Genomic DNA, 25,302 nt, shown 5'->3' on the forward strand with positions numbered 1-25,302 from the left:
GCGCTGGCCTGGCCGCAGGGCCGCTTCGTGATCGCCGGTCCGCTGTATCCGCCGCACATCGTCTGGCCGGACAACGTCCAGCGCTGCGCGCACCTGCCGCCGGCGCAGCATATGGACTTCTACAACCAGCAGCGCTTCACCCTCAATCTGACCCGTGCCGACATGGTGCTGGCCGGCTGGTCGCCCAGCGTGCGCCTGTTCGAAGCGGCGGCCTGCGCCACGCCGATCATCTCCGATCCCTGGGAAGGCCTGGAAACGCTGTTTGCGCCTGGCAGGGAAATCCTGATCGCACGGCGTGCGGCCGACGTACTGGGCTGGCTCCGCGAGCTGCCGGAAGCGCAGCGCATGGCGATCGGCGAGGCGGGGCGCCGCCGCGTGCTCGCCGAACACACCGCCGCGCATCGCGCGCAGGCCCTGCACGATGCCCTCGACCGCGTCGCCGACGCGGCGCCATCCACCTCCGCCAGGAGATCCTCGCATGCCCTCGCATGACGCCAAGACCACCACCGATCACGACGAGATCCGCCGCTGGGCCGAGGCGCGCGGCGGCCGTCCGGCCAGCGTGCGCGGCACCGAAGCCGACGAGGATGCCGGCGTGCTGCGCATCCTGTTCCGCGACGATGCGGCGCTGGAAGAAATCAGCTGGGACGACTTCTTCGACAAGTTCGAAGAAGAAGAGCTGGCCTTCCTGTATCAGGAGAAGACCAGCGACGGCAGCCAGAGCCGCTTCTTCAAGTTCGTCAACCGCTGAGCCGCGCTCGGCGCCTTCCCGGGAGACCGCCATGCAATCCGCCGTTCCGTCCCTCGACCCGGTCGATCCGATGCAGGCGCTGGGGCCGTGGTTCCACAACCTGCACCTGCCCGATGGCCGGCAGACCCTGCCGACGCATCCGTACGGCGATTTCCCGGCCTGCAAGTGGCGGCAGATCGCGCCGCATGTCCCGGCCGATCTTCGCGGTTGGCGGGTGCTGGACATCGGCTGCAACGCCGGCTTCTACAGCTTCGAGCTGGCCAGGCGCGGCGCCGAGGTGGTGGCGATCGACATGAATCCGCACTACCTGCGGCAGGCGCAATGGGCAGCGGCGCAGTTCGGGCTGGAGCGCCACGTGCGTTTCCGGCAGATGCAGCTGTATGCGCTGGCGCGCGAAGCCGAGCAGTACGACCTGGTGTGGATGATGGGCGTGCTGTACCACCTGCGGCATCCGCTGCTGGCCCTGGACATCGTGCGTCGCCTGTGTCGCCGCATGCTGGTGTTGCAGACCATGACCATGCCCGGCGAGGAGGTCTATCCGGCGCCGCGCGACATCGGCATGCTAGAGCGCGGGCGCATGTGCGAGCCCGGCTGGCCGAAGATGGCCTTCATCGAGCATCGCCTGGCCGACGATCCCACCAACTGGTGGGCACCGAACCATGCCGGCGTGGAAGCCATGCTGCGCAGCGCGGGGTTCGCGGTGGACGCGCGCATCGCCGAGGAAACCTACCTATGCCGGCCGCAGCAGCGGCCGCCCGGCCAGGTCGCACCGATCGAAGAGGAACTGCGCGCGGCCTGCGGCCTGGACTGATCCGCCCGGCCGCGCACTGACCGCCGTGGCTGCAGATCGCCCGGCAGGGCGCGCCGCGACGGCGCGCCCTGCCGCGCTCAGTTGACGTCACGGTCGCCGCGCGACATCAGGTTGTAGATGGTACGCACGCTGATGCCCAGGCTGCGCGCCGCCGCGGACTTGTCGCCGCCGGTGATGCGCAGGGTGCGCACCAGCATCTCCTGTTCGATCTGCTTCAGCGGCGTTCCCACGCGGAACGTCACCGCGTCGCCGGTGTTGCCGCAGTGGCAAGGCACGTCTTGCGCCATGGGCACCTCGCCGTGCAGCAGCGGCTCGATGGTCACCACCTCGCCGTCGGCACGGTAATAGCCGCGCGTCACTGCGCTGGAGAGTTCGCGCACGTTGCCCGGCCAACGGTGCCGTCCCAGCACGGTCCGCGAGAACGTGTCGAACTGCTTGCTGGTCCCATAGCGACGATTGAGCGTGTCCAGCAGCGTGTCGGCGATCAGGTGCACGTCGTCGCCGCGCTCGCGCAGCGGCGGCAACTCGATGACGTACTGCGACAGCCGGTAATACAGGTCGCGGCGCAAGGTGCTGGCCTCGCCCAGCAGGTCGCGGTGGGTGGCGGCGACGATGCGCACGTCGAGGCGGACTTCCGCGTCGCTGCCGACGCGGGTGATCGCGCCGGTTTCCAGGCAACGCAGCAGGTACACCTGCAGTTCCGGCGCCATCTCGCCGATCTCGTCCAGGAACAGCGTGCCGCCCTGCGCCTGTTCGAAATAGCCGGCGTGGCGCTGGTTGGCGCCGGTGAAGCTGCCGCGCTCGTGGCCGAACAGCTGGCTGGCGAGCAGTTCCGGCGGAATCGCGCCGCAGTTCACCGCGACCAGGCGCCCGCTGCGGCCGCTGGCCTCGTGGATGGCCTTGGCCAGCAGTTCCTTGCCGGTGCCGGTTTCGCCGGCAACCAACACCGAGATGTCCAATGGCGCGACGCGGGCGATGTCGCGCTGCACGCGCGCGATCGCTGCGCATTCGCCGACCAGGCCGAAGCGTGCCATCCCGCGCCGCGGCGGCAGGCGGCACAGGATCTGATCGAGCAGGCCGTCGAACTGCGTCCACGGCAGCGGCCGCTGCAGCAGCTGCACGCTGTCGCCGGCCAGCCCGCGCCATTTCGGCATTTGCGCCTCGGTGGCCAGCAGCACCACGCGCGCGTCCGAGCGGCCGGCCAGGCCGTTGATCAGGTCCATCGCTGCGCCGCGCTCGGCGTCGCCGTCGAGCAGCAGCAGGTCGGCGCGTTGTTGCTGCAGCCAGTGCCGCGCATGTTCGAGCGAGGGCAGGCGGGTCAGCGCCAGGCCGCGGCGCTGGGAGAAGGTGGACACATGGTCCGACAACGAAATGTTGCCATCCACGATCGCAAGCAGGGGTTTGGTCATGCGGGTTGTACTCCGCGAATCAGGTCATTCCATCGTCCTCCGCATGTGTGAGCGCAAGGCGAAAACATCCTGATTCGATCCCTCATCATGCTGAAGCGGATTCGGCCGCTTCAGCAATGTGTGCAACGCGCGCATCCACGGGGCAGCTCTGCAGCACCGCCTGTGCGCGACGCCGCATCCTGCCTGCGGCATCCGGCACATTCCCGACCGCGCGCGGCTGCGCTCAATGCATGCGCTCGGGTGGCAAGGGACCGCGCAGCAGGGCATCGACGCTGACGAAGCGCCGCTGCTGCGCGACATCCAGTCGCCGCAATGCGTCCTGCCCATCCAGGTACAGCCATTCGATGACGTCGTCGGCGCCGATCAGGACCGGCACTTCGTCCGGCAGTGCGGGCACTGCAGGTGCCTCGGTGAGCAGGGAGAAGCAGGAGAGATGAAAGCCCTCCTGGGTCTGCATGCTGCTGCGCAACCCGGCGGCGAACAGCGGACCCGGGTCTTCGCAGATCCAGGGGCCGCCACGCGCGGCGTCGGCGCTGCGGAAGCCGGCGATCGGCACCAGGCAGCGCTGCGTTTCCCACACCGCGGTCTGCGCGCCCTGCCAGGCGCGTTCGCGACGTTCGCTGGTGATCAGCGGATCCTGCGGCGCATCGCGGCGCCCGAACAGGGCGCGCTCGTTGCGCACTTCGCCGCCCCACAGCACCAGGATCTGCGCTTGCTGGCCGGCAGCGATCTCGCTGGTACGTCCGGCGGTGACGGGATCCTGCACCGGCCAGGCGGGCAGGCGGGATTGCAGAAAGCTGAGGATCATCGCGGTGCGGCCGAAAGCGGATGCCTTGGGAACGCAGGACGCGTGCCAGCATCTTCTTCTTCCCTCCCAGTGCGTCGTTGCGCCCTGCGCCGCGCAGCCAGCGGCGCGCGCCAGCGAAAGTTTTTCAGTCGCGCAGCTTTTGCGCGCCTACCGCAGCAGCGTGACCAGCAGGCAGGCGCCGGCGGCGAAGGTCACCGTCACGGTGATCCAGCCGAGCGCGTTGGTGAGGCGGCTGTTGACGCGGCCGCGCATCAGCGTGCGGTCGTTGCTCATCCGCATCATCAGCAACAGCAACGGCGGGACCGTCATGCCTTGCACGATGCCAGACAGCACCAGCGCCTTCATCGGGTTGACGCCGAGGAAGTTCAGCCCCACCGCGATCGCCGTGACCAGCGCGATGGTCGCGTAGAACAGCTTCGCCTCGCGCGGCTGTGCGTGCAGGCTGCCCTTTTGGCCGATGCCCTGCACCAGGTCGTAGGCAGCGCCGGTGGTCATCACCGGGACCGCCAGGAAGCCCACCCCGACCACGCCCAGCGCGAACAGCCACTTGGCCGCGGGCCCGGCCAACGGCTCCAGCGCGGCCGCGGCCTGTGCCGCCGTGGCGATCTCGGTCTGGCCGGAGCGGTGCAGGGTGGCGGCGGTGGAGAGCAGGATGAAGTACAGGATGATGTTGGAGAACAGCATGCCCACCAGGACGTCGCGACGGGTGCGGCGCAGTTCGCCGGCGCTGGCGCCCTGGCGCGCGGCCACGCTGCGCCGTCCGGCGGCGATCTGTTCTTCCACTTCCTGGTTGGACTGCCAGGTGAAGATATAGGCCGACAACGAGGTGCCGATGCAGGCGACGATCATCGACAGATACTCCCGGCTGAACTCGGCGTACGGCACGAAGGTGCCGCGCAACACCTGGCGCAGGTCGGGGCGCGCCAGCAGCGCAGCGGCCACGTAGGCGAACAGCGCCAGCGCCAGCCAGCGGAAGATCCGTTTCAGCAGGCGGTAGGACCCGAAGAATTGCAGCAGGAAGATCGCCAGCGCCGCTGCGACCACGATCGCCGGCACCGGCAGCGGGATCAGCAGGTTCAGCGCCGCGCCGATGCCGCCGAGATTGGCCGCCGCTTCGATCACGTTGCCGGCGAAGGCGAACCCGACGGCCGGGTACAGCACCCAGCGCGGATAGCGGTCGCGGATGATCGCGAACAGCCCCTTGCCGGTCACCCGCCCCAGCTTCGCCGACAGGTAGACCACCAGGTACATCATCGGCAACAGCACCGGCGCGATCCACAGGAACGCGAAGCCGTAGCGCGCGCCGGCGCTGGCGTAGGTGCCGATGGCGGACGGATCGTCGTCGGCGGCGCCGGTGACCACGCCGGACCCCAGCAGACGGAACAGCACGCGCCGCCGGGTAGGCGCGGGCTCGGCATGCGCGGCGGGTGGGGTCATCGCGATCGGCAGGTCGGGCGGAACATCGACCCTATGCAGGCCGGTCTAAATGCGGCGTCGGCGGTACTGCGTACGCGAAGTGAAGGCGGGCAGGTGCAGCGCGATCGCGGCGCCTGCGTGGGGCAGGCGATCGCACCGCAAGCCACCAACGCAAATGGGCCGCAGCAAGCGGCCCATGGCGTCGAAACAAGATGGAGGCCTGGGTCGGAATTGAACCGGCGTACGCGGATTTGCAGTCCGCTGCATAACCACTCTGCCACCAGGCCGGTGGACTGACGTCTCGCCGCAACGCCTGTGGCGTCCGACAAAACAAAGCCCCGCTGCCGGGGCCCTTGCGGCGGGAACCGGACGATGCCTTGCGGCTCTCGTCCAACGCATTGATTCAAAAGATGTTTTTGAACCAGCCCGGCGCACAACGGACTGCATTGTGTACCAAGCTCCCCGGCTTGGCAACCCTGGATTGCGCGCGCGCAGGCGTTGCCGGGATCCTGATGCGCGTCTCGCGTGTGCATGTGGCGTCGCGTCGTCACTGGAATGCCGACCACAGCGCCACGCCAGCGGCCGTAGACAAGCGCCGCATCGTGCGGATCCACGCACGATGGGCGTGCTGCCGCGCTCTAGCATGGCGCCACACCCAAACGAGACATCGCCATGAACCGATGGACACGCTGGAGCGGGACCGCGCTGTGCCTGGCCGCGAGCGCCACCGCCGCCGCGCAGACCTGCGCGCTGCAGACGCAGACCGTGAACCTGCCGCTGGTCTCCAAGGCCACGCCGAAATTCGCCTATCAGGTGCGCGTGCAGCTCGGCAGCGATGCCGATGGCCGCAGCAGCGGCAGTCAGGTGCTGGAGGTGGATACCGGCTCCACCGGCGTGGTGGTGCCGCTGAGCGACGCGCTGCGCAGCGCCTGGGACGCGTCCAACACGCCTGGACACATCTTCTACTCGAGCGACAGCAAGTACCATCCCGGCAAGTACGTGGACGTGCCGATGCGGCTCGGCGTTTCCGCCGACGGCAAGAGCGCTGCGGCGCGCGTGGATCGCATCACCGTGCTGGCCGCGCAGTGCACCTGCGATGTCGCCAGCGTGGCCCAGCCACCCAAGCCGCTGGCGCAGGTGCCCGCCACCTGCGCCGGCTACGATGGCAGCCCCGCGCTGAGCAGCAGCACGCAGGTGCTGCGCAACTGCAGCACCATTGCGCCGGGCTTCGGCATGATGGGGGTGGGCTACGACCGCGGCGTCGACGCCGCGCGCAATCCGTTCCTCAACCTGGTGCAGATGCGTGCGCAGCACATGAGCCCCGGCTACATCGTCAGCGCCAAGGGCATCACCCTGGGCGTCAGCCAGGCGGCATTGCAGGGGTTCGCCATGGTGCCGCTGCAGCGTGGCGCGGCCACCGCCGACGCGCCGGGCGACTGGCAAGCGCCCAGTGCCTGCGCCAGCTTTCCCGGCAGCGGCAGCGACTACCGCGTCTGCGGCAAGTTGCTGCCCGATACCGGCGTGTCCTACATGATGCTCAACCCGGTGGTGCCGCCCGCCACGCCCACCAGCCTGCAACAGACCGTGGAGATGGCGGGCCATCCCACGCGCGTGGTGCCGGATGCCACCCAGCTGCGGCTCGACGTCGTCGACGCGAAGGGGCAATCGGTGTTCGGTTACAGCTTTGCGGTCGGCGATGGCAAGGCGGCGACCCCGGACAGCGTGCAGTGGCGCGGTCCGCTGAAGACGCCACCTGCGCACATCAACAGCGGCCGTCACCTGCTCGCCGCGGGCGACTACGCCTACGACGCGGCCTGCGGGCATGCGGGTTTCAGGGTGACGCAACCGGGCGATTGAGGGGCTGCGTCGCGCCCGCAGTCGCCGGTTGCCGGTGGCAGACCTGTCTGCCTGGCATGCAATGCCGCCAGCGGCACCCGAGGCGCAGCCTGCGCATCGACCTGCAGCAGACGGGGGCGCGATGGCACAGGCTGCCATCGCGCCCGCGCTGCCTCACCAGCGATACGTGGCCGTGGCCATGACGCGTCGCTGCTCGCCGTAGTAACAGTTGTCGTAGGCGTCGCAGTTGCTGAGGTAGGTCTTGTCGGCGAGATTGTGCACGTTCAAGGCCAGGCTCCAGCGGTCGCGGTCGTAGCCGAGCAGCGCGTCGAACAGGGTGAACGCCGGCACTTCGGCGCGTGCGGCGTCCAGGTCGCCACGGTTGGCGCCGGTATAGCGCGCGCCCAGGCCGAGCCGGATGCCGCTGTCGAAGCGGTAGTCGGCCCACAGTGCCGCGGCGTGGCGCGACACCGCCGACAGCGGCTTGCCCAGCTCGCGCGGGTTGCTGCTGGCGGTCACTTCCACGGTCGGTGTGCAGCTAACGTGGGTGACATCAGGCGACTCCTTCGCTGCGGCGGCGGACCGATGCGCATGCAAAACGATGTGGGCGGGATCGGTTGCCAGCGGATGCCTTCGAACGGGTTCCAGCTGGTGCTGCCCTTCACCTCGTCCAGGTAGTAGGCGTAGTTGGCGGTCATGCCGACCGGCATTTGCGGGTGATGAGGCGGGGGGGGACGCAGAGAATGGCGCCAGCGCGCGCGATGACGTCGGCTGCGCGTCGTGTCGTCGCGTTGACCTTTGGCGATGTCGGAGGCACCGTATGCGCGGCCTGGCGATGTGGCCTGCAGCAGTGGTCGGCTGTGCCGCCGGGCGTGCGAGGCGAAGGCCGAGGTCTTTGCCGGTCTCGATCCTGCAGTCGACAGGGAGCGTGTGATGGTGTCGAAGGGAATGTCTGCCACGGCGCGCTGCGCGCTGCCGCTGCTCATCGCCGTGTCCGCTGCGCCCGCCGCGGCCAGGGAGATGCTGCAGTGCCCCGAACGCCTGCGCATCGCCGAGGCACAGCTGCAGAGTCCCGACGTGCCAGCCGATGTCCGCGTCGATCTCGCCGCCGCGCCGCCGATGCGGCTGTTCTCCAGCAATGTCTATTCCGGGCCGCCGCGCGAGATGGCTGCGCTGGTGCCGAGCAACGAGGACGCGCGCCGCCCCGGCGATGCGGGCGTGTCGGTCTGGCGCTTCGATGCGCCCGATCCGCATGGCCTCTATCTGGTGTGCGGATACGGGCCTGACGGCAGGGTGCAGGTCTCGCGGCGTGTCGGCGACGTCGCGCGCTGCGAAGCGAAGCCGCTGCGTCCGAGCAGTGCCGATCCGGTTGCCGGCACCTTGTTCGTCTGCGAGTGAGGCCGCGCGATGGCAGCTGCGCGCAAGGCCGTGGCGATCGCCGCGCAGGTGCTGTCCTGGAGCGGTTATGCGTTGGGCATGCTGCTGTACGCCGTGTCCGGTCGCCCGTACGCATGGGTGGACGGTGCCGATCCGCAGTTGTCCTCCGCCAATTTCCAGGACAGCGGCAACGGGCGGCTGGTCGGCCTGTGCGTGCTGGCGGTGCTGGTGCTGTTGCAGGGCGTGCACGCGCTGCTGAGCCGCCGCCGCAGCGTGCGCCTGTGCTGCCTGGTTGCGCTGGCGATCGCCTGCCTGGCTTGGTACTGCAGGAACTGAGCGCAGTCTCAAGGCCGCGTGTCTGCGCGACTGACGCAGGCACGTGAACGCCACGCGGCGCATGCCGCGAGCGGTGACGTCCTTGTCGCGCGTGCTGCGGTGCTGCATCGGGAGAACGGTCGTCCAGGACGGCAGAGCGGCCGGCGCCGCGTGCGTCGACGCGATTCCAGCGGTAAACAGGAAAGTCCTGTTGAAGAGACGAGCGGGGGCGGCGATCCCTACCTTCGGGATTGGGGAGTCGGGATTGGGAATTGGTCGGAGCGGCGCAGTGCAGGCCTGACGATTTCGCCGGTGGTGGCAAGCAGTGCGCTCGTGCGCGGAGCGCGGCCGACCCGCGCCGCAGGCTCAGTCCTGCGGCGTTTGCGCTGCGACTGTCCGCGCCTTGCGCTGCATGCGCCGGCGCACCAGCCAGCCTGCCGCGGCCAGCAGCGCCAGGCCGGCCGCGCCCAGGGCGAGCCGTTGCGTGTGCACGAACTGGCGTACGGCCTGGCCGCGCTCGATCCACAGGCGCCGCCGCGCGCCCTCGAAATCCGGCGTCTCGCAGGCGCCCACGCCGAACACATAGGCCTTGCCAGGCACCGGATTGAGTGCGCCGTGCGCGACATAGCGCTGGTAGGACCGACGCGCCTGCGCGGGGTCGAGGGTGATCAGCCAGTCGGTCGCCTGGCACAGCGCGGCGGCGTAGGCCTGGCTGCGTGCGGGCAGGTCGTCGGCGGCGCGATCGGCCAGGGCGGCGGCGATCCAGCGGTAGTGGTAGCGGCGGTAAGGCTGCGCGGCGGTGGCGTTCCAGCGCTGTGCTTCGGCCGCGGCGATCAGGCCGCCGGGGCGCAGCTGCGCATGCGCCGTGGCTTCGGCATAGTTGCCGGCGTAGACCCGGTTGTCCGGCCCAAGTTCGTAGCCCAGTAGTTCCATGCCCTGGCGGCGCGCGATCAGGGCAGCCCGGTAATTGCCCTCGGCGCGGCCGATGCCGGTCCAGGCCGATGTGCCTTGCCGCCGCGCATCGCGATAACGGCGCGCCGCCTCGCGCAATTCGGGCTGGGCGAAGTAGGGCAGCGCATCGTCGTAGCGGCCGTCGCGCATCAGCCGGCGCGCCAGCAGTTCGCGCAGTTTCAGGGCCGGCGTCCGTTCCCAATACTCCTGTGCCGCGTTCGCGGTGGACGGCGGCGTGGCGGGAACGTGGCGATCCACGTAGTCCTGCAGTTCCGGCACGGTGAGGACGCGCTCGGCGACCGCGGCGGCGTCTTCCCAGTAGAGGTCGCCGCTGCGGTACAGCTGTGCGAACGCCTCCACGTAGCTGCCGCGTTGCAGTGCCAGGATCGCCGCTTCGCCCTCGATGCGGCACTGCGGTTTGAGTGTCTCGTTGCTCCAGTCGCCATTGCGGCGCGTGCCCCAGTCCTCGTTCGGCGGGAAGCGCCGGGATGCCTGCGCGTAGGCCTGTGCGGCGCGCGCGGCGTCGCCGTCGCGCAGTGCCATCTTGGCGCGCAGCCACCAGGCCAGGCCGCTGTCGCCGGCATGCGCGAGCAGGCGCGCGGTGCCGGGGTAATCGCCCTGGCGATAGGCCAGCGCGGCCAGGCGGTCGGCGTCTTCCATCGGATCGCCCGCGGCGTCCTGCAACAGGCTCAGGAAGCGCGTCGAGGTCAGCACGCTGCCGGAGTCGGCATCGAAGGCGTGGCTGTCGCTGAGCAGCCGGGCGATCAACAGCCGCCGCACCGCCTGCTGTCGCAGCAGCGGCGCCAGTTCGGCATCGCTGCGGCGGGCGAGATCGGCGGCCACCTGCTTGAGCGAACTCAGGCCAGTGTCCGACCCCTGTGCCGCCTGCACCGCGTACAGGCCGATCGCGCCGTTCCAGTCGCCGCTGGCGAGCAGCAGACGCGCCTCCTCGCCGAGGCTGGCGATGCCCAGCTCCAGCGGATCGTCGAATCCGGCCAGGCGCAACGTGCGGGTCTGCTGGAAGGCCTGCCGCGCCTGCTGCCGGTACGCCTGCCGCTGCGCCACGGCATCGCCAGCCAGCGCGCCGTCGGCGGCCAGCGCCAGGCTGCGTCCCAGCGAATAGGCGGCCCACGTGCTGCGCGCCTGGCGCTGTGCTTCGGGCAGGGCCAGCACCTGGCGAAAGTAGTCCGCGGCCGACGGATAGCGGCCCTGCGCGAACGCCACCGCGCCGGCGGTGTACAGGCGCAGTTCCGGTGGCAGGTCGGCGCCGTCGCGTTCGGCCTGCTGCGCATCGTCCAGCGCGCGCAGTTGTTCGATCCGGGCGAACCGCGCGGTACCCACTTGCCTGCGTTCGACGTCGTCGCGCTGCTGCGGGAACTGCGCGCTGGCGTCCCAGTAGCGCGGCAGGGTCGCGGTGCCGGCGCGGCCGAGGCCGGCGATCGGTGCGCCCAGGCGCTGCACTTCGCGAGCGAAGCTGCCTTCGGGCAATTGCGCCAGCGCGCCGGCACGGTCGTCGAGCAGGCGGTACGGGAACTCCGGGCCGCAGGCGCGGGCGCCGCCCAGCGGCAGCAGGAGCAGCATCAGCGCGGCGGCAAGCGTGGCCGCGGGTCGGGGATCACGGCAGGACATCGATGGCACCTGTGTGCAGGCGGCGGCAGCGGACCCAGCCGAGCGCACGGCGTTCTCCGGCGGCCAGGGGTTGGGATGCGCGAGTGCGTTCGAAGCCGGGCGACGGTGCCGGCCATTGCAGCCGGTAATCGCCGAGTGCGTCGCCGGCTTCGCAGGCGCTGCCGCGCAGGACCACGCGCTGCGGCGGCGTGGCCGCGGCCGTGCCATCGTTCGCGAGCGTCAGGTCGTAGATCGGGCCGGTGCCGCTGGCCTGCACCTGCACGGCCGCCTGCAACGGACGTCCGTGCACCACCGCCTGCAGCGTCGCCAGCGGCCAGGCGCGGCGGTCGCCCGGCAGCGGCAGGCGGAACCAGACGATGCCGGCCAGGTGCGGCGGGCGGTGGGCGCGCAGCGCATCGACGAAGGCGGCGAGCTGCTGCGGCGACACCTGCAGTTCGCGGCGTGCGCCGCTCGCCGCCAGCGGCACCTCGCTTTCGATCAGCGGTGCAGCGTCGGCGTCGGTGCCGTCGATCAGGGCCACGCCGTAGGCGGGCAGGGCCAGCCAGAACGGCGTGGCGCTGCGCTGGGCGTAACGATCGGCCCAGCGTCGCGCCTGCACCGGATCGAATAGGCCGGCCGCGGGTGCGTTCACTGCATGCACCTGCAGCACCGAGCTGTCGACCGTGCGCAGCAGTGGGGCCAGTGCCGGACTGTCCAGCCAGGCGGGCAGGGCGGTGATGCTCAGCGCCAGGTCCGCCGGCAGCGCGCCGCGCAGTTGCCGCAGCAGCGCCGCGTAGGCGGGCAGGCGCGCGGTGGCGCAGTCGTGGTCGATCTCCACGCCGCGCAGTGCCACGCCGGCGGTGCGCCAAGTGCGCACCACGTGCAGCACCTCGGCGTCGATGCGGGTCGCGTCCAGTTGCGGCAATTGCCCGTCCAGCCGCACCACCGCGATCACCGGGCGGCCATCGGCGGCGAGCTGCCGCAGATCCACCGCGGCGGGACCCCAGCCGGCGCGCGGATGCGCCTGCAGCGCGAGTACGCGCAACGTCGAGAAGTCCGCGCGGGTCTGTGCCAGCGCCACCGCGTGCGCGCCACTCCATTGCCGCTGCCAGACGTAGACCTGGTGTTGCAGCGGCGTCGGGGCCGATGCCGCACAGCCACCAAGCAGCAGACTCAGCCCGAGCAGCGCGCAGCGCAGCGACACGACGGCCGGGTCAGGACACGCGCGGCCACACGCGGCCGCAGCGTTGCCACTGCACCTTCGCGCGAGCAGTGTGCGAAGCGTGGCTCATGCGCTGGCGATCACGAGAACAGCCCAAACAGCCGCTTTTTCGGCTTGGCGGCCAGTTGCCGGGCCAGCTCGTAGCTCTCGCGCACGTCCGCACGTTCGTGCAGCGCCAGCGAGCGCTCGAAGGCGGCGACCGACGCGGGATAGGCACCGAGGTTCATGTGGCAATTGGCTTCCATCATGTACAGCTGCGCCGCCGAGCCGGGATCCGCCTGCACACCCTCGTGGTCGAGCAGGGCGCGTGCCGCGTCGCAGGCCGGCAGTGCGCTGCAGTAGTCCTTGAGCACGTAATGGCAGTTGGCCTGGTAGTAGTGCGTGTAGAAGTCGTCCGTGCCGTCGCGCTGCACGGCGAGGAAGTCCTGCAGTGCGGCCTTGGCGTCGGGCAGATGGTACAGCAGCAGGTAGCCGCGTCCGTGCCGTGCGCGCCTGAGCGCCTGCAGGTCCTGCTGCTGCGTGGCCTCGGCGATCAGAGAGGCGTAGGCATCGACCGCGGCCGGGTAGTCGCGCGCCTCGCCGAGTGCGCTGGCGTGCACGAACAGCGTGTCCAGGTCGTGCGGATTCGCCTCCGCTGCCGCCTGCGACAGGGCGGTATCCACATGCTCCGGCTGCAGCCGGCCCAGCGCACGCGCCGCGGTGAGACGGTGGTGCGCCTGCACCAGCGCATACATCCGCAGCAGCTCCCGATCGGCCTGGGCCTGGTCGGGCAGCGCCTCGAACTCTTCCTGCGCCGCATCGGCGATCTCCAGCACGTCGGCATGGCGGCCGACGCGGTTGAGATGGCTGCATGCCGCCTGCGCGCAATCCAGGAACAGCGGCGTGTCCAGTTCGTAGTCCATCATCAGGGTCAGCGCCAGATCCGCAGCCTCGGCGCGCATGCCCTGCTGGCGATAGGCCTCGCGCAGGTTCTGGTACAGGAACTGGAACTGGCTGTGCCGCAGCCCTTCTTCGAGGATGGCCTGCGCCTGCGCGTACAGGCCCCGGTCCAGGTACAGCAGGCCGAGGTTGTTGCAGCACATCGCGAAGGTATGGGTGTCGGTATTGCAGGTGGCGGCCTCGCCCAGTTCCAGGGCTTGCCGGAACAGCGTGGTGCCGTGCTCGTAGAGGGCGAATTGCACCGCGTCGACGTAGCCGGCATCGGCCGGCTCCATCCCGGCGTGTTTCCATTTGCCGATGGAGACGCCGGCGCTGTAGTAGTGGCAGGCGTTGCTGTCGCGGAAGTCCAACTGCAGCAGCTGCGGCGACTGCCCGGCAGGCAGCGATTCCATCTCGAACAGGCGGACCTGCAGGTCCACCTGCGGCTGCAGCACGTGGGCGTTGCGGTAGGCGCTGATCGCCGATGCGGGTTCGTCCAGCCAGTAGTGCGCGCTGCCGAGCAGGCGGTGCGCCTCGGCGTCGTGCGGGGCCAGGCCGATCGCGCGTCCGGCCCACTCGGCGACGGTGCGCAGCGCCTGCCGGCGGTCGCTGGTGAAGTGCGCGCTGCGGTCGAGGTAGATCAGGCACTTCAGCCGCCATGGCGCCGGGTCGCCCGGCGCGGCCTGGATCCGGGCGTCGCAGCGCTGCATCAACACATCGAGGTCGGCCTCCTGCAGATGGTTGAGCACGGTCGTGCCGGACCACAGCCTGTACAGGCCGTCGACGTCGTTCTGGCGAAGGGCGGCCATGCCGCGTTGGATCAGGGTCTGCATGCAGCGGATGCTCTGGAAAGACGGTGCGGGACCCGGCAGCAGCGCGCGGCAGCGTCTCCCGCAGGGCGACGTTGCGGTAGATAGACGAGCCAGCTGCGGTTTTCCCTACCGCGACCGCGGTGCGCCCGGCGCCGGCGACGCTGCGTCGCCGCTACGGCGCCGCCGCCCCGAAGCGCCGGTTGTACTGCGCGAACCGCTGGCGGCCGACGGTGTCGAACCAGGACAGGTCGTAGAACGGCTACACGCCGGCACTACGATCGCGCGGCGGCATCGCATCGAACAGGAGAGGCGGCATCGGCGCTGCGCCTTGCCGCCTGCAGGGCCTCCCGGCAGCGCCGGCGGACGCCGATTTGCGATGATGCCGGTCTCGTCCCTCGATCCTGATGTCATGAATCCATCGCGACCTGTTTTGCGTTTCGCCAGCGTGTTCGGTGCGGCCCTGGTTGCCATGACCGGCCTGTGCGCTGTCGCCGATGCCACGCCGCCTGCCGGTGCCGTCACGCGTTGCGGCTGGTTCGACAATCCCTCGCCAGGCAACGCCACGCTCGTGGACAAGGACGGCGAGTGGACGGTCGGCCAGCAGGGCGGGCACCAGGCCGAGGGCACATGGCCGACGTTCTCCCAGGCGCGCTGGGTGGGGACCGGGACGGGCAGCGCCGGCTACGGCTGCGCCTGCCTGAAGGTGCATGCGCGTGACGACACCCGCGAGGTGACCGCGATCGAGTCGGCGACGGCCCAGCCCTTGAAGACCTGCCGGCAGGACAAGGCACTGCGGGGCAGGGAGCCGGAGAATCCGCTGAAGTAAGAGGTTCGCTGCGCGGCGGATTGGCGGATTGGCGCTGATTCGGGCAGCGTCGCTGTCGAGTCCGCAGACCGCGAAAACGAAAAAAGGAGCCTGGGCTCCTTTTTTCAGTGGTTCACTTGCATCGTAGAAAGCAAGTGACGCTATTTGGAGCGGGAAACGAGACTCGAACTCGCGACCTCAACCTTGGCAAGGTTGCGCTCTACCAACTGAGCTATTCCCGCTTGGGAGCCGCGCATTCTACACGCCTGCCAGCAGGTGCGCTAGCCCTTCGTTGCAAAAAAATGTCCGTCGCTGCCCCAGGGGGCGGCAGCGGTTCCGCCGCGCCCAATGAGTCGCCACGGTCGACTCGGCCCGGCTCACGCCGCCAGCCACCACCACGCCAGCAATGCCGCCAGCAGCGTGGCGGCGCCGCCCAGCAGCCGCGACCGCCGCCACCAGTGCCGCGGCTGGCGATCGATGGCATTGGCACCGGCCAGGCGCAACAGGCCGCGAGCGAAACCGTGGCGATCCATGCTGCGGTCGCAGGCCTCGACGCACGCGCCGCAGGCGGTGCAGGCGTAGTGCGCACCGTTGCGCGGGTCGATGCCGGCCGGGCAGGCCTGTACGCAGGCGTCGCAGGCCACGCAGTCGCCGAGTTGTTCGACGCTGAACTTGGGCAGGGTGCCGGCATACGCGGCCAGGGCCTCGCCGCGGCTGCCGCCCTGGCCGGCGAGCTGGGCGATGCTGGCGCGCACGGCGTAGTCGCGGGCGGTGACGGGGTCGAGCAGGCGCCGCCCGCGCTGAGCGATGCTGCCAGTGCCGCAGGTGCGGGCGCCGCGCGGTTCGCCGCGCATCGCGTCGTAGCCGACCAGCGGCGTGTCGCGGTCGCACAGCAGCGGCTGCAGGCGCGCGTACGGGCACAGGTAGCGGCAGACCTGGCTGCGCAGGAAGCCGGCGTTGCCCCAGGTGGCCAGTGCATAGAACAGCACCCAGAACGTCTCCCCGCCGCTCCAGGCGAACGGATGCAGGCGCGCGACCAGGTCGGCGATCGGCACGAAGTAGCCGACGAAGCTGACCCCGGTCCACAGCGCCACGGTCGCCCACAGCACGTGCCGCGCCGCGGCCGGCCAGTCGGCGAAGCGCCGTTCGATCCAGCCGAAGGCGTGGCTCCACACCGTCTGCGGACAGGCGACGCCGCACCACAGGCGCCCGGCCAGGGTGGTGAGCACCGCCAGCGACGCCGCGGCGGCGCCCAGCGCCAGCAGCAGCCAGCCGACGTCGTGCGGCCACAGGGTCCAGCCGAACACGTCGAAGCGCCGCGCCGGCAGATCCAGCAGCAGCGCCTGCCGGCCCTGCCAGCGCAGCCACGGCAGCAGGTAGAAGGCGGCGAACAGCAGCCACAGCACCACGCGTCGGAACTGCGTGTACCGATGTGGCGGCGCCGGTCCTGCCGTGGCTGCGGGCGAAGTGACGACATGCAAGTGGATCGGGCGAGGCATCGGCAGCCGGCTCAGGACAGCGGCGCGGCGTCGCCGTGCGGCGCCGGACGCAACAGGAAGCCGGTCAGCAGGCTCGAGGCCAGCGTCGCCAGCCAGAACATGAAGAAGCCCACCGTATAGCCCAGCTCGCGGCTCAGCTGGCGGCCGGGGAAGGTGATGTCGCGCAGCGCCAGCGGATCGACCAGGGCGAAGAACAGCACGCTCATCGCGCCGGCCACCAGGAAGCTCGGCCACAGGATCACCCCCAGCCGCTGCACCAGCGGGCGTGGCGTACCGGGATCGAGCGGGTCGAGCAGCGGATCGTCGGGAGAGGCCATGACGGTGGATTCCATCGCGAAAGGAGGATGCGGCATGCGCCAAGGGGGCAGCGCCACACACGTCGCCGCGCCTGCCAGCCGCCTGGCCGCCGATCCCCCGTCGACACCGGCGTCGGCGCATGCCGCAGCGGCAGACTAGGCAGTGCCGGCCGTGCCGACATTGATCCTGATCAAGGCCGCCGCGGTGGCGGCGTGGAGACTGTCGGCGTCGAGCGACGTGGAGCGGACCATGCAGGACCAGATCGAGGGCATGCCCTTGCCGGGGCCGGACCTGTGCAGCGAGGCCGAGGTGCAGGCGCTGGTGGAGACGTTCTACCGCCGCGTGCGCGCCGACGCCGATCTGTCGGCGGTGTTCGCCGCGCACATCGAGGACTGGGACGCGCACCAGCAGCAGCTGTGCGATTTCTGGTCGGCGATGCTGCGCGGCACCCGCCGCTTCCGCGGCGCGCCGATGCCGCGGCACATGGCCATGCGCGAACTCAGCGCACTGTTGTTCCAGCGCTGGCTGGGCCTGTTCCGCGCCACCACCGCCGAGCTGCCCAACACGCCGATGCGGCTGCTGGCCGACGACATCGCCCAGCGCATCGCCGAGACGTTCTGGCGCCGCCACCAGATGAGCTGGCGCCCGTTCGAGCCGGCATCGCCGCTGCCGCCGGCCGCGTGCGCGGATTGATCCAGGTCAAGGCGGCCGTGCCGGGCGCCGCGCATGCTCGGTCCATGGACATCCTGACCGCGCACGATCCCTCCGCCGCCTGGACCTTCGACGCCGACCTGCTGCGCCGCTACGACCGTCCCGGCCCGCGCTACACCTCGTACCCGACCGCGCCGCATTTCCAGACCGGTTTCGGCCCGGCGCAGTTGTTCGCCGCGGTCCAGGCCAGCGATCCGCGGCGGCCGCTGTCGCTGTACGTGCACGTGCCGTTCTGCCGCAATCCCTGCTTCTATTGCGGCTGCCATCGGGTGATCACCCGCGACCCGCAGCGCGGCCGCAGCTACGTGCAGCGGCTGCTGCGCGAGGCGGCGATGATGGCCGTGTGTTTCGAGGGCGAGCGCGAGGTGGTGCAACTGCACCTGGGCGGGGGTACCCCCAACTTCCTCGCTCCCGAGTTGCTGGGCGAACTGGTGCAGGGCCTGCGCGGGCTGTTCCGCTTCAGCCAGGCGCCGGACCGCGAGATGTCCATCGAACTGGACCCACGCACGGTGACGCCGCAGGACATCGCCGCATTGGCCGAACTGGGCTTCAATCGCGCCAGCCTGGGCATCCAGGATTTCGACCCGCTGGTGCAGCAGGCGATCAACCGCCGCCAGGGCGTGCACGAGACGCTGGACATCCTGCGCGCCTGCCGCGTGCACGGCATGCGCTCGGTCAACGTCGACCTGATCTACGGCCTGCCGCGGCAGACCCTGGCCGGGTTCGAACAGACCCTGGAGACGTTGATCGCGGCGCGCCCGGACCGCCTGGCAGTCTACGGCTACGCGCACATGCCGCAGCTGTTCAAGGCGCAGCGGCGCATCGCCGACGCCGATCTGCCCGATGCCGAGCAGAAGCTGGCCCTGCTCGGCCTCGCGGTCAGCAGGCTCTCTGCAGCGGGCTACCAGTACATCGGCATGGACCACTTCGCGCTGCCGCAGGAAGACCTGGCGCGCGCGCAGCGGCAGGGCAGCCTGCACCGCAACTTCATGGGCTACACCACCCACGCCGACACCGACCTGCTGGGCCTGGGGGTCAGCGCGATCAGCCGCATCGGCGCCAGCTACAGCCAGAACCAGCGCGACCTGCCTGCCTGGGAAGCGGCCGTGGACGCCGGCGACAGCCCGGTGCTGCGCGGCCTGCAGCTCAGTGCCGACGACGCCCTGCGCGCCGAGCTGATCCAGCAGCTGATGTGCCAGGGGCGGGTGGACGCGGCAGCGGTGGCGCAGCGCCACGGTATCGACTTCGCCAGCTACTTCCGCGAGGAACTGCGCGCACTGGCGCCGCTGTGCACGGACGGTCTGGCCGACTACCGCGACGGCGTGGTTCAGGCCACCGCCCGCGGCCGTCCGCTGCTGCGCCTGATCGCCATGTGCTTCGACCGCTACCTGCGCCAGCCCGACCAGCCGGCGCGCTACTCGCGCGCGATCTGAGCGCCGCGCGTCACGCTTGCCGTTGGCATCCCCGGTGCCGCCGTGGCGGCGGTGCCGGGGACTTTTCGGTGGCGGTACTTAGGGCTGCCGATGCTGGCATGTGGCCTCTCGTTCTCGAGCGCATGGCGGATCGGCATGGCCCCGCGGTTCACAAGCGCCGCGCGATCAGGCACGCTACGCGCCACCAGGCCCGGATGGCGAAACTGGTAGACGCATCGGACTTAAAATCCGCCGGGGGCGACCCCATGCCGGTTCGATTCCGGCTCCGGGCACCATCAGCGCTTCAGAATCGATCGGGCCGTCGCGCCTGTCGGAGTGGCAGAGGTTGGTTCGGATGCGCACGCCTGCCATCCGTCGGCGGTCGACTCCCTGTCTGGATGGATTCGGTGTGCGCTTGCTCAGTCGACACTTGCTAACCAGTCTTGCACGCGTGATGTCGCCTCCTGCGCGGGGCGCCCGATAGGCGTGAGCACGTAATAGGCCATTCCTTCGAGCATTGGCTCGCTGACCAGGCATAGCAACCCCATGCGCAGTTCTTCTTCGACCAGTAGCAGGCTCAGCAGCGCTACGCCCTGACCCGCGACGGTCGCCTGGATGGCATGGCTTTCTTCCGAGTAACGGGTGCCTGAGGCCAAGTTCACTGGATCGTGGCCAGCCTGGCGCGCCCAGGCGCTCCATGTCAGGTCCACAGGCAGTGGCCGGTGCCAGTCGAAATGGATCCGTGGCCAGCGGGATGCGTCCTTGCCAAGCGTCTTCAGCAGCGACGGACTGGCGACCGGTGCGAAGCGATCCGCCCGAAGTAATCGCGCGATGGCCTCCGGATGGTGGCCGTGTCCGTAACGAATCGCCAAGTCGGCGATGCCGGCATACAGATCGACGGGAGTGTCGGACGCATGCACATGCAGGTCGATGTCCGGATGGGCGGCCTGGAACGCGGAGAGACGGGGAACCAGCCATTTGCTGGCGAAGGCCGGGGTCGTCGACAGCGTCACCGATGGCCGGCGCGGCCGCCGCACCTGTTCGATCGCCGTAGCGATCATCTGAAACCCGCCGCCGACCCCGCCCAACAAGGCATGACCATCCGCCGTCAGCTCCACCGCACGGACCTTGCGCAGGAACAGTGGGTGGCCGAGCTCGTTTTCCAATACCCGAATCCGGTGGCTGATCGCTGTGGGGGTCACGCACAGTTCCTCAGCGGCCTTCTTGAAGCTGCGCAGCCGTGCGGCCGCTTCGAAGGCTCGCAGGGCGCTGAGGGGAGGGAGTCGGAGGGTCATGGATGGATGATCGCATGTCATCCATCGCATGAGGATTCATCGTTTGCCGCGGCTGCATGGCGCACGGAGACTCCCCCGGCACTTCAGCCATTTCATCCCTGCCGGAACGTCCACGATCATGACCACCCTTCTGCACATCGATGCCAGCGCCCGCCCTGGCTGCTCGGACACCACGCCCTACGGCTCGCATACGCGGAGGTTGACGGAGCGCTTCGCCAGGCGGTGGGTGTCCGCCCATCCGGACACGCAGGTGATCTATCGTGATGTCGGTCAGGAACCACCACCGCCGATCTCCGGTCCCTGGATCCATGCGGCGTTCACGCCGGAATCGGCGCGCGTGCCATGGATGCATGACGTCCTGCGCACCAGCGACGCCCTGGTGGACGAACTCCTGCGGGCCGATCTCATCGTCACCGGCGTGCCTATGTACAACTTCGGGCCACCGGCGCAGTTCAAGGCCTATATCGACAACATCGTGCGGGTAGGGCGCACGTTTGGGTTCGACCGCAATCGCGTCGGTGCGCCGTACTGGCCGTTGCTTGCCGATGCCGGCAAGCGCCTGGTGCTTCTGTCTTCGCGAGGCGATTACGGCTACGAACATCGCCTCGCCGACCGCAACCATGTGGAGTCCTCGATCCGAACTGCCTTCGCCTACATCGGTATCACCGATGTGTGTTGTGTCGCCATCGAGTACGACGAGTTCGCGGACCAGCGGCTGGCCGATTCGATCCGGCAGGCCGAGGCGGAAGTAGACGTCCTTGTCGCGGCACTGGCGCAGGTGTGAACGCTCTTCGGGCGGGGAGCGGGGTGTCACTTCGGCTGAGACCACGCTTCGCTTGCATGCACCGCATCCCAGACTTGGGCGTGTTGGGGACGAGCCGGGGCCCGGCCTACCACGCCCAATGTGAACGCTCCGCTTTCTTTCACCTCGCCGAAAGGAGTGCGAAAGACAGCGTGCCTAGGCTCTGCCCCCATCAGCCGGAGAGCCACCTTGCGCGCCCAATGGAACATCCTTTGCGATTTTGACGGTACCGTGTCCCTGCAGGACGTGACCGACAGCCTGCTCGAGCACCTCGGGCGCCCCGGTTGGCAGGAGCTGGAAGACGACTGGGTCGCCGGTCGGATCGGCGCCCGCGAATGCATGAGCAAGCAGGTCGCGCTGCTCGACGGCGACGTCGATGCGCTGCACCGGGTGCTGGATGCGGTGCGGATCGACCCGGCCTTCGTGCGCTTCGTGGCGCTGGCCGAACGCCTGGGCATCCCGCTGAGCATCGTCAGCGACGGCCTGGACTACGGCATCGCCCGGATCCTGGCCCGCCACGGCCTGCACCATCTGCCGATCATCGCCAACCGCCTGCTGCGTACCGACGCGGGCGAATGGCGCATGGCCTCGCCGCATGCGCGCCCGGACTGCCCCAGCGGCACCTGCAAGTGCGCGGTCATGGCGCAGCAGCCGCCCGAGCGCGCCACCTTGCTGATCGGCGACGGTCGTTCCGATTTCTGCCTGGCCGGCAAGGCCGACCTGGTGTTCGCCAAGGACGGGCTGCTGCGCCATTGCCGCGCCAACGGGATCGCCCATTGCGCGATCACCGGTTTCGACGACGCCATCGCCCTGCTGCCCGACCTGGCGGTGCCGGCGACCACCACCGTGTCCTTCCCGCTTCCCGTCACCCAACGAGCCTGATCCCGATGAACCGGAATGTTTCGCTTTCCTCGCTCGCACCGCTGCATGGCGATGCCGCGCCCGATCCGGAGGCGCTGCTGCGCACCGGTGCCGACCACCAGCGCGCGCTGACCGATGCGCAGATGCTGGCCGACGAGTCCCAGTACTGCTCCTACGGCGACACCGTGCACTACAGCGAGCCGCCGCGCATCTTCGGCCGCTGCGACGGCAGCTACCTGTACGACACCGAAGAGGTGCCGTACCTGGACCTGCAGATGTGGTACTCGGCGGTCAACTTCGGCTACGCCAATCCGCGCCTGAACCAGGCGCTGACCCGCCAGATCGAGACCCTGCCGCAGGTCGCCAGCCAGTACCTGCACCCGACCAAGATCGAGCTGGCCAAGACCATCGCGGTCGACGCCGAGCGCAAGTGGGGCCGCAAGGGCCGCGTGCACTTCAACGTCGGCGGCGCGCAGTCGGTGGAAGACTCGCTGAAGCTGGTGCGCAACGCCAGCGCCGGCAAGAGCCTGGTGTTCGCCTTCGAAGGCGGCTACCACGGCCGTACCCTCGGCGCCTCGGCGATCACCTCGTCGTACCGCTACCGCCGTCGCTTCGGTCATTTCGACCGCGCCCAGTTCATCGAATTCCCGTACCACTTCCGCGGCCCCAAGGGCATGTCCAAGGAAGAGTACGGCGAGCAGTGCGTGGCCAAGTTCGAGCGCCTGTTCGAGACCGAGTACAACGGCGTGTGGGATCCCAAGGCCGGGCAGTGCGAGTACGCGGCGTTCTACGTCGAGCCGATCCAGGGCACCGGCGGCTACGTGATCCCGCCGCCGAACTTCTTCACCGGCCTGAAGCGGGTGCTGGACAAGTACGGCATCCTGATGGTGGTGGACGAAATCCAGATGGGCTTCTTCCGCACCGGCAAGCTGTGGGCGATCGAGCATTTCGGCGTGACCCCGGACGTGCTGGTGTTCGGCAAGGCGCTGACCAACGGCCTGAACCCGCTGGCCGGCATCTGGGCGCGCGAGGAGCTGATCAACCCGACCGTGTTCCCGCCGGGTTCGACCCACTCCACCTTCGCCTCCAACCCGCTGGGCACCGCGGTCGGCCTGGAAACCATGCGCATGCTGGCCGAGACCGACTACGAGTCGATGGTGATGGCCAAGGGCGCGCACTTCCTGGACGGCCTGCGCGACCTGCAGAAGCGCCACCCGGAAATCGGCGACGTCGACGGCCTGGGCCTGGCCCTGCGTGCGGAAATCTGCCAGGCGGACGGCTTCACGCCGAATCGCAAGCTGCTCGACACCATGGTCGACATGGGCCTGGAAGGCGAACTGCGCCACAACGGCAAGCGCATCGGCCTGATTCTGGACGTGGGCGGTTACTACAAGAACGTGATCACGCTGGCGCCGTCGCTGCACATCAGCCACGAAGAGATCGACCTGGGCCTGTCCTTGCTGGACCAGTTGCTGACCCGCGCCAAGCAGGTCGCATGAGCCGGGCGGGAGACGACGCGCGCGGTTCGCGTTGCCTCCCGCCGTTGTTTGTGGCGGCGGGCGCTTCAGCCCGCCGCGCGCAGCGCGATCACCGCATTGAGTCCGCCGAAGGCGAAGGAATTGCTCAGCACCGCCTGCACGTTGCGGGCGCGCGCCTGGTTGGGCACGTAGTCCAGATCGCATTCGGGATCGGCATCGAGGAAGTTGGCCGTGGGCGGGACCACCTGCTCGCGCAGCGCGCCGATCGCTGCGACCAGTTCCAGCGCGCCGGCCGCGCCGAGCGCATGGCCGTGCACCGCCTTGGTCGAACTGATCGCCAGCGCCTCGGCGTGCGCACCGAACACCTGACGCAGCGCCTGGGTTTCGCAGCGGTCGTTGGCCTGCGTGCCGGTGCCGTGGGCGTTGACGTAATCGATCTGTTCCGGCACCAGGCCGGCGTCCTGCAGCGCCAGGCGCATCGCCGTGGCGGCGCCGTCGACGCTGGGCGCGACGATGTCGCCGGCATCGGAACTCATGCCGAACCCCGCCAGTTCCGCCAGCGGCAGCGCGCCGCGGGCGGCTGCGTGCTCGGCGCTTTCCAGCACGAACATGCCGGCGCCTTCGCCCAGCACCAGGCCGCTGCGCTGCGCGCAGAACGGCCGGCAGGTGTCGTCGCTGACCACACGCATCGCTTCCCAGGCGCGGATCAGCGCCAGGCTCAGGCAGGCTTCGCTGCCGCCGGCGATGGCTACGTCGGCCAGGCCATGGCGGACCATCAGCGCGGCTTGGGCGAAGGCGTGATTCGCCGAGGCGCAGGCGCTGGAGACGGCGAAGGCTGGGCCGCGCAGGCCGAAGGCGATGCTTATCTGGCTGGCCGGCGCGTTGGCCATGCTGCGCACGATGGTCAGCGGATGCAGGCGTTCGGCCTGGTCGCGGTACAGCCGGCGCGATTGTTCGTCGCGGCTGAGTTCGGCGCCGACGCCGGTGCCGACCACCACCGCGCAGCGCGCGCCGAGCGCGGCATCGCCGTGCGGCAGCCCGGCCTGGGCGATCGCCTCGCGGGCGGCGACCAGCGCCATCTGGGTCATGCGGTCGAGCTGGCCGGGGGCGATGCCGCCGGTCTGCGTGGCATCCGGAGCGAACCCTTGCAGGGTCGCGGCCACGCGCATCTTCAACGTGCTGAGCGGATCGGGCGAGGGCAGGGCGGCGATGCCGCTGCGGCCCTCGCGCATCGCGCTCCACAGCGCCTCGGCGCCCAGGCCGAGCGCGCTGACCGCGCCCATGCCGGTGACCACGACGCGCCGCGCGTGCGGGGAGGCGCCCATGGCGCGTCAGTGCGCCGGTTGCGCCGCGCCGGCCGCCGCCTTGGCCGCCAGCGCGTCCTCGACCGCCTGCACCAGCTTGCCGAGCGAACCGTCGTCCAGGTTCGGGTCGCGCTGCGGGAAGGTGATGTCGAAGTGTTCTTCGATGTCGAACAGGATTTCGATGGCCTCGAGCGAATCCACGCCCAGGTCCTGCAGCTTGGCATCCGGGGTCAGGCGCGCCGGGTCGATCTCGCCATGCTTGGCGACGATGCTGTGGATTTGCGACTCGATGGACGGGGTCATGGCAGTGCTCCGCGAAATGAAGGGCCACCGTGCGGCGCCCGCCGCCGGTGGATCGCACGCTGCGGCCTGGGCCGCAGCATCCATTCTCCACGCTAGACGATCAATCTTGCAGATGCCTTTCGTCAACCAACTCGAGCCGCAGGCCTTGCAGCGGCAGTTCCTGCAGCACCCGCCAGCCGGTTTCCTGATCCAGCCCCTGGAGCACGGGGTGCCGGCCTTCGAGGCCGATTTCGACCTGCTCACCACCGCCGAACCCGCGCTGCGCGCGAAGGTGGCGCGGCTGCCGCTGCAGCGGCTGTGG

At 69.8% G+C, this 25,302-nt stretch carries 25 protein-coding genes, 3 tRNA genes and 1 pseudogene; 14 read left to right on the plus strand and 15 right to left on the minus strand.

The annotated features are described in order from the left end of the window. The 3 genes from D588_RS0120450 to D588_RS0120460 form a co-directional block, all read left to right on the plus strand. Positions 1–492: glycosyltransferase (locus D588_RS0120450; protein ID WP_017917326.1), on the plus strand; the 492-nt coding region annotated here is incomplete at its 5' end. After that, on the plus strand, positions 479–751 hold the full coding sequence (locus D588_RS0120455; RefSeq protein WP_017917327.1) for a hypothetical protein: 273 nt from the start codon (positions 479–481) through the stop codon (positions 749–751). The genes D588_RS0120450 and D588_RS0120455, both read left to right, overlap by 14 nt. A 31-nt stretch (positions 752–782) precedes the next feature. Next, positions 783–1,562, plus strand: coding sequence for a TIGR04290 family methyltransferase (locus D588_RS0120460; protein ID WP_017912651.1), 780 nt, complete (start codon positions 783–785; stop codon positions 1,560–1,562). A gap of 77 nt (positions 1,563–1,639) precedes the next feature. Here D588_RS0120460 and D588_RS0120465 read toward each other — a convergent pair whose 3' ends face one another. The 4 genes from D588_RS0120465 to D588_RS0120480 form a co-directional block, all read right to left on the minus strand. Continuing rightward, positions 1,640–2,971: a sigma-54 dependent transcriptional regulator gene (locus tag D588_RS0120465; RefSeq protein ID WP_017917328.1), complete on the minus strand. Its 1,332-nt coding sequence runs from the start codon at positions 2,969–2,971 to the stop codon at positions 1,640–1,642. Between the two features lie 223 nt (positions 2,972–3,194). Then, on the minus strand, positions 3,195–3,779 hold the full coding sequence (locus D588_RS25755) for an SOS response-associated peptidase family protein (protein WP_017917329.1): 585 nt from the start codon (positions 3,777–3,779) through the stop codon (positions 3,195–3,197). Positions 3,780–3,926: 147 nt separating this feature from the next. Beyond that, complete coding sequence (locus D588_RS0120475; protein ID WP_051067898.1) at positions 3,927–5,216, minus strand: divalent metal cation transporter; 1,290 nt, start codon at positions 5,214–5,216, stop codon at positions 3,927–3,929. Positions 5,217–5,408: 192 nt separating this feature from the next. Continuing rightward, positions 5,409–5,482, minus strand: a tRNA-Cys gene (locus D588_RS0120480). Between the two features lie 385 nt (positions 5,483–5,867). Here D588_RS0120480 and D588_RS0120485 point away from each other — a divergent pair. Beyond that, positions 5,868–7,052, plus strand: coding sequence for a hypothetical protein (locus D588_RS0120485; protein ID WP_017917331.1), 1,185 nt, complete (start codon positions 5,868–5,870; stop codon positions 7,050–7,052). A 153-nt stretch (positions 7,053–7,205) separates the two neighbouring features. Here D588_RS0120485 and D588_RS0120490 read toward each other — a convergent pair whose 3' ends face one another. Then, positions 7,206–7,556, minus strand: coding sequence for a TonB-dependent receptor (locus tag D588_RS0120490; RefSeq protein ID WP_017912655.1), 351 nt, complete (start codon positions 7,554–7,556; stop codon positions 7,206–7,208). Beyond that, on the minus strand, positions 7,547–7,729 hold the full coding sequence (locus D588_RS28270; protein ID WP_192578921.1) for a hypothetical protein: 183 nt from the start codon (positions 7,727–7,729) through the stop codon (positions 7,547–7,549). The genes D588_RS0120490 and D588_RS28270 overlap by 10 nt, the downstream gene beginning before the upstream one ends. Before the next feature lie 106 nt (positions 7,730–7,835). Here D588_RS28270 and D588_RS25760 point away from each other — a divergent pair, with 106 nt between their 5' ends. Beyond that, positions 7,836–8,429: an STY0301 family protein gene (locus D588_RS25760; RefSeq protein WP_232764340.1), complete on the plus strand. Its 594-nt coding sequence runs from the start codon at positions 7,836–7,838 to the stop codon at positions 8,427–8,429. Positions 8,430–8,438: 9 nt separating this feature from the next. Next, positions 8,439–8,744: a hypothetical protein gene (locus tag D588_RS0120500; RefSeq protein WP_017917333.1), complete on the plus strand. Its 306-nt coding sequence runs from the start codon at positions 8,439–8,441 to the stop codon at positions 8,742–8,744. Between the two features lie 345 nt (positions 8,745–9,089). Here the strand turns inward: D588_RS0120500 and D588_RS0120505 are convergent, their stop codons facing one another. From D588_RS0120505 to D588_RS0120515, 3 genes are all read right to left on the minus strand, one after another. Further along, positions 9,090–11,303 carry a hypothetical protein gene (locus D588_RS0120505; protein WP_232764339.1) on the minus strand — a complete coding sequence of 738 codons (2,214 nt, stop codon included), beginning with the start codon at positions 11,301–11,303 and terminating at the stop codon, positions 9,090–9,092. Next, positions 11,290–12,486 (minus strand): DUF3142 domain-containing protein, encoded by a 1,197-nt coding sequence (locus tag D588_RS0120510; protein ID WP_017917335.1) that lies wholly within the window; start codon positions 12,484–12,486, stop codon positions 11,290–11,292. Before D588_RS0120510 ends, D588_RS0120505 begins: the two co-directional genes overlap by 14 nt. A 98-nt stretch (positions 12,487–12,584) precedes the next feature. Further along, on the minus strand, positions 12,585–14,255 hold the full coding sequence (locus D588_RS0120515) for a hypothetical protein (RefSeq protein ID WP_017917336.1): 1,671 nt from the start codon (positions 14,253–14,255) through the stop codon (positions 12,585–12,587). Positions 14,256–14,613: 358 nt separating this feature from the next. Between D588_RS0120515 and D588_RS0120520 the strand changes: the two genes are divergently transcribed. Next, complete coding sequence (locus D588_RS0120520) at positions 14,614–15,060, plus strand: DUF4087 domain-containing protein (protein WP_226975049.1); 447 nt, start codon at positions 14,614–14,616, stop codon at positions 15,058–15,060. A 145-nt stretch (positions 15,061–15,205) separates the two neighbouring features. On the opposite strand, the gene D588_RS0120525 is transcribed toward D588_RS0120520, so the two are convergent. The 3 genes from D588_RS0120525 to D588_RS0120535 all read right to left on the minus strand — a co-directional run bounded on the left by D588_RS0120525 (position 15,206) and on the right by D588_RS0120535 (position 16,855). After that, a tRNA-Gly gene (locus D588_RS0120525) sits at positions 15,206–15,281 on the minus strand. A 135-nt stretch (positions 15,282–15,416) separates the two neighbouring features. Beyond that, positions 15,417–16,448, minus strand: a complete 1,032-nt coding sequence (locus D588_RS0120530) for a 4Fe-4S dicluster domain-containing protein (RefSeq protein WP_017917338.1) — start codon at positions 16,446–16,448, stop codon at positions 15,417–15,419. 101 nt (positions 16,449–16,549) lie between these two features. Next, entirely contained in the window at positions 16,550–16,855 is a 306-nt protein-coding gene (locus D588_RS0120535) for a hypothetical protein (RefSeq protein ID WP_051067605.1), read from the minus strand. 142 nt (positions 16,856–16,997) lie between these two features. Between D588_RS0120535 and D588_RS0120540 the strand changes: the two genes are divergently transcribed. The 3 genes from D588_RS0120540 (at position 16,998) to D588_RS0120550 (ending at position 19,254) form a co-directional block, all read left to right on the plus strand. Further along, complete coding sequence (locus D588_RS0120540; protein WP_017912671.1) at positions 16,998–17,528, plus strand: group III truncated hemoglobin; 531 nt, start codon at positions 16,998–17,000, stop codon at positions 17,526–17,528. Between the two features lie 44 nt (positions 17,529–17,572). Continuing rightward, positions 17,573–18,979 carry an oxygen-independent coproporphyrinogen III oxidase gene (hemN, locus tag D588_RS0120545; protein WP_026143940.1) on the plus strand — a complete coding sequence of 469 codons (1,407 nt, stop codon included), beginning with the start codon at positions 17,573–17,575 and terminating at the stop codon, positions 18,977–18,979. Between the two features lie 188 nt (positions 18,980–19,167). Continuing rightward, positions 19,168–19,254, plus strand: a tRNA-Leu gene (locus D588_RS0120550). 123 nt (positions 19,255–19,377) lie between these two features. Here D588_RS0120550 and D588_RS0120555 read toward each other — a convergent pair. Beyond that, the gene (locus D588_RS0120555) at positions 19,378–20,253 is read right to left on the minus strand and encodes a LysR substrate-binding domain-containing protein (protein WP_017917340.1); all 876 of its coding nucleotides are present in this window, start codon (positions 20,251–20,253) and stop codon (positions 19,378–19,380) included. Positions 20,254–20,371: 118 nt separating this feature from the next. Between D588_RS0120555 and D588_RS0120560 the strand changes: the two genes are divergently transcribed. The 3 genes from D588_RS0120560 (at position 20,372) to D588_RS0120570 (ending at position 23,415) form a co-directional block, all read left to right on the plus strand. Continuing rightward, positions 20,372–21,037, plus strand: a complete 666-nt coding sequence (locus D588_RS0120560) for an NAD(P)H-dependent oxidoreductase (RefSeq protein ID WP_017917341.1) — start codon at positions 20,372–20,374, stop codon at positions 21,035–21,037. Between the two features lie 207 nt (positions 21,038–21,244). Beyond that, entirely contained in the window at positions 21,245–21,937 is a 693-nt protein-coding gene (locus tag D588_RS0120565; protein WP_026143941.1) for an MtnX-like HAD-IB family phosphatase, read from the plus strand. Positions 21,938–22,059: 122 nt separating this feature from the next. Further along, positions 22,060–23,415: an aminotransferase class III-fold pyridoxal phosphate-dependent enzyme gene (locus tag D588_RS0120570; protein ID WP_198526533.1), complete on the plus strand. Its 1,356-nt coding sequence runs from the start codon at positions 22,060–22,062 to the stop codon at positions 23,413–23,415. Positions 23,416–23,480: 65 nt separating this feature from the next. Here the strand turns inward: D588_RS0120570 and D588_RS0120575 are convergent, their stop codons facing one another. After that, positions 23,481–24,719, minus strand: coding sequence for a beta-ketoacyl-[acyl-carrier-protein] synthase family protein (locus tag D588_RS0120575; RefSeq protein WP_017917342.1), 1,239 nt, complete (start codon positions 24,717–24,719; stop codon positions 23,481–23,483). 6 nt (positions 24,720–24,725) lie between these two features. Further along, the gene (locus tag D588_RS0120580; RefSeq protein WP_010342598.1) at positions 24,726–25,001 is read right to left on the minus strand and encodes an acyl carrier protein; all 276 of its coding nucleotides are present in this window, start codon (positions 24,999–25,001) and stop codon (positions 24,726–24,728) included. A gap of 112 nt (positions 25,002–25,113) precedes the next feature. On the opposite strand from D588_RS0120580, the pseudogene D588_RS0120585 reads away from it, so the two are divergent. Then, a pseudogene (locus D588_RS0120585) lies at positions 25,114–25,302 on the plus strand (GNAT family N-acetyltransferase); the annotation flags it as partial.

Source organism: Xanthomonas sp. SHU 308, from assembly GCF_000364645.1.
GTDB lineage: Bacteria > Pseudomonadota > Gammaproteobacteria > Xanthomonadales > Xanthomonadaceae > Xanthomonas_A > Xanthomonas_A sontii.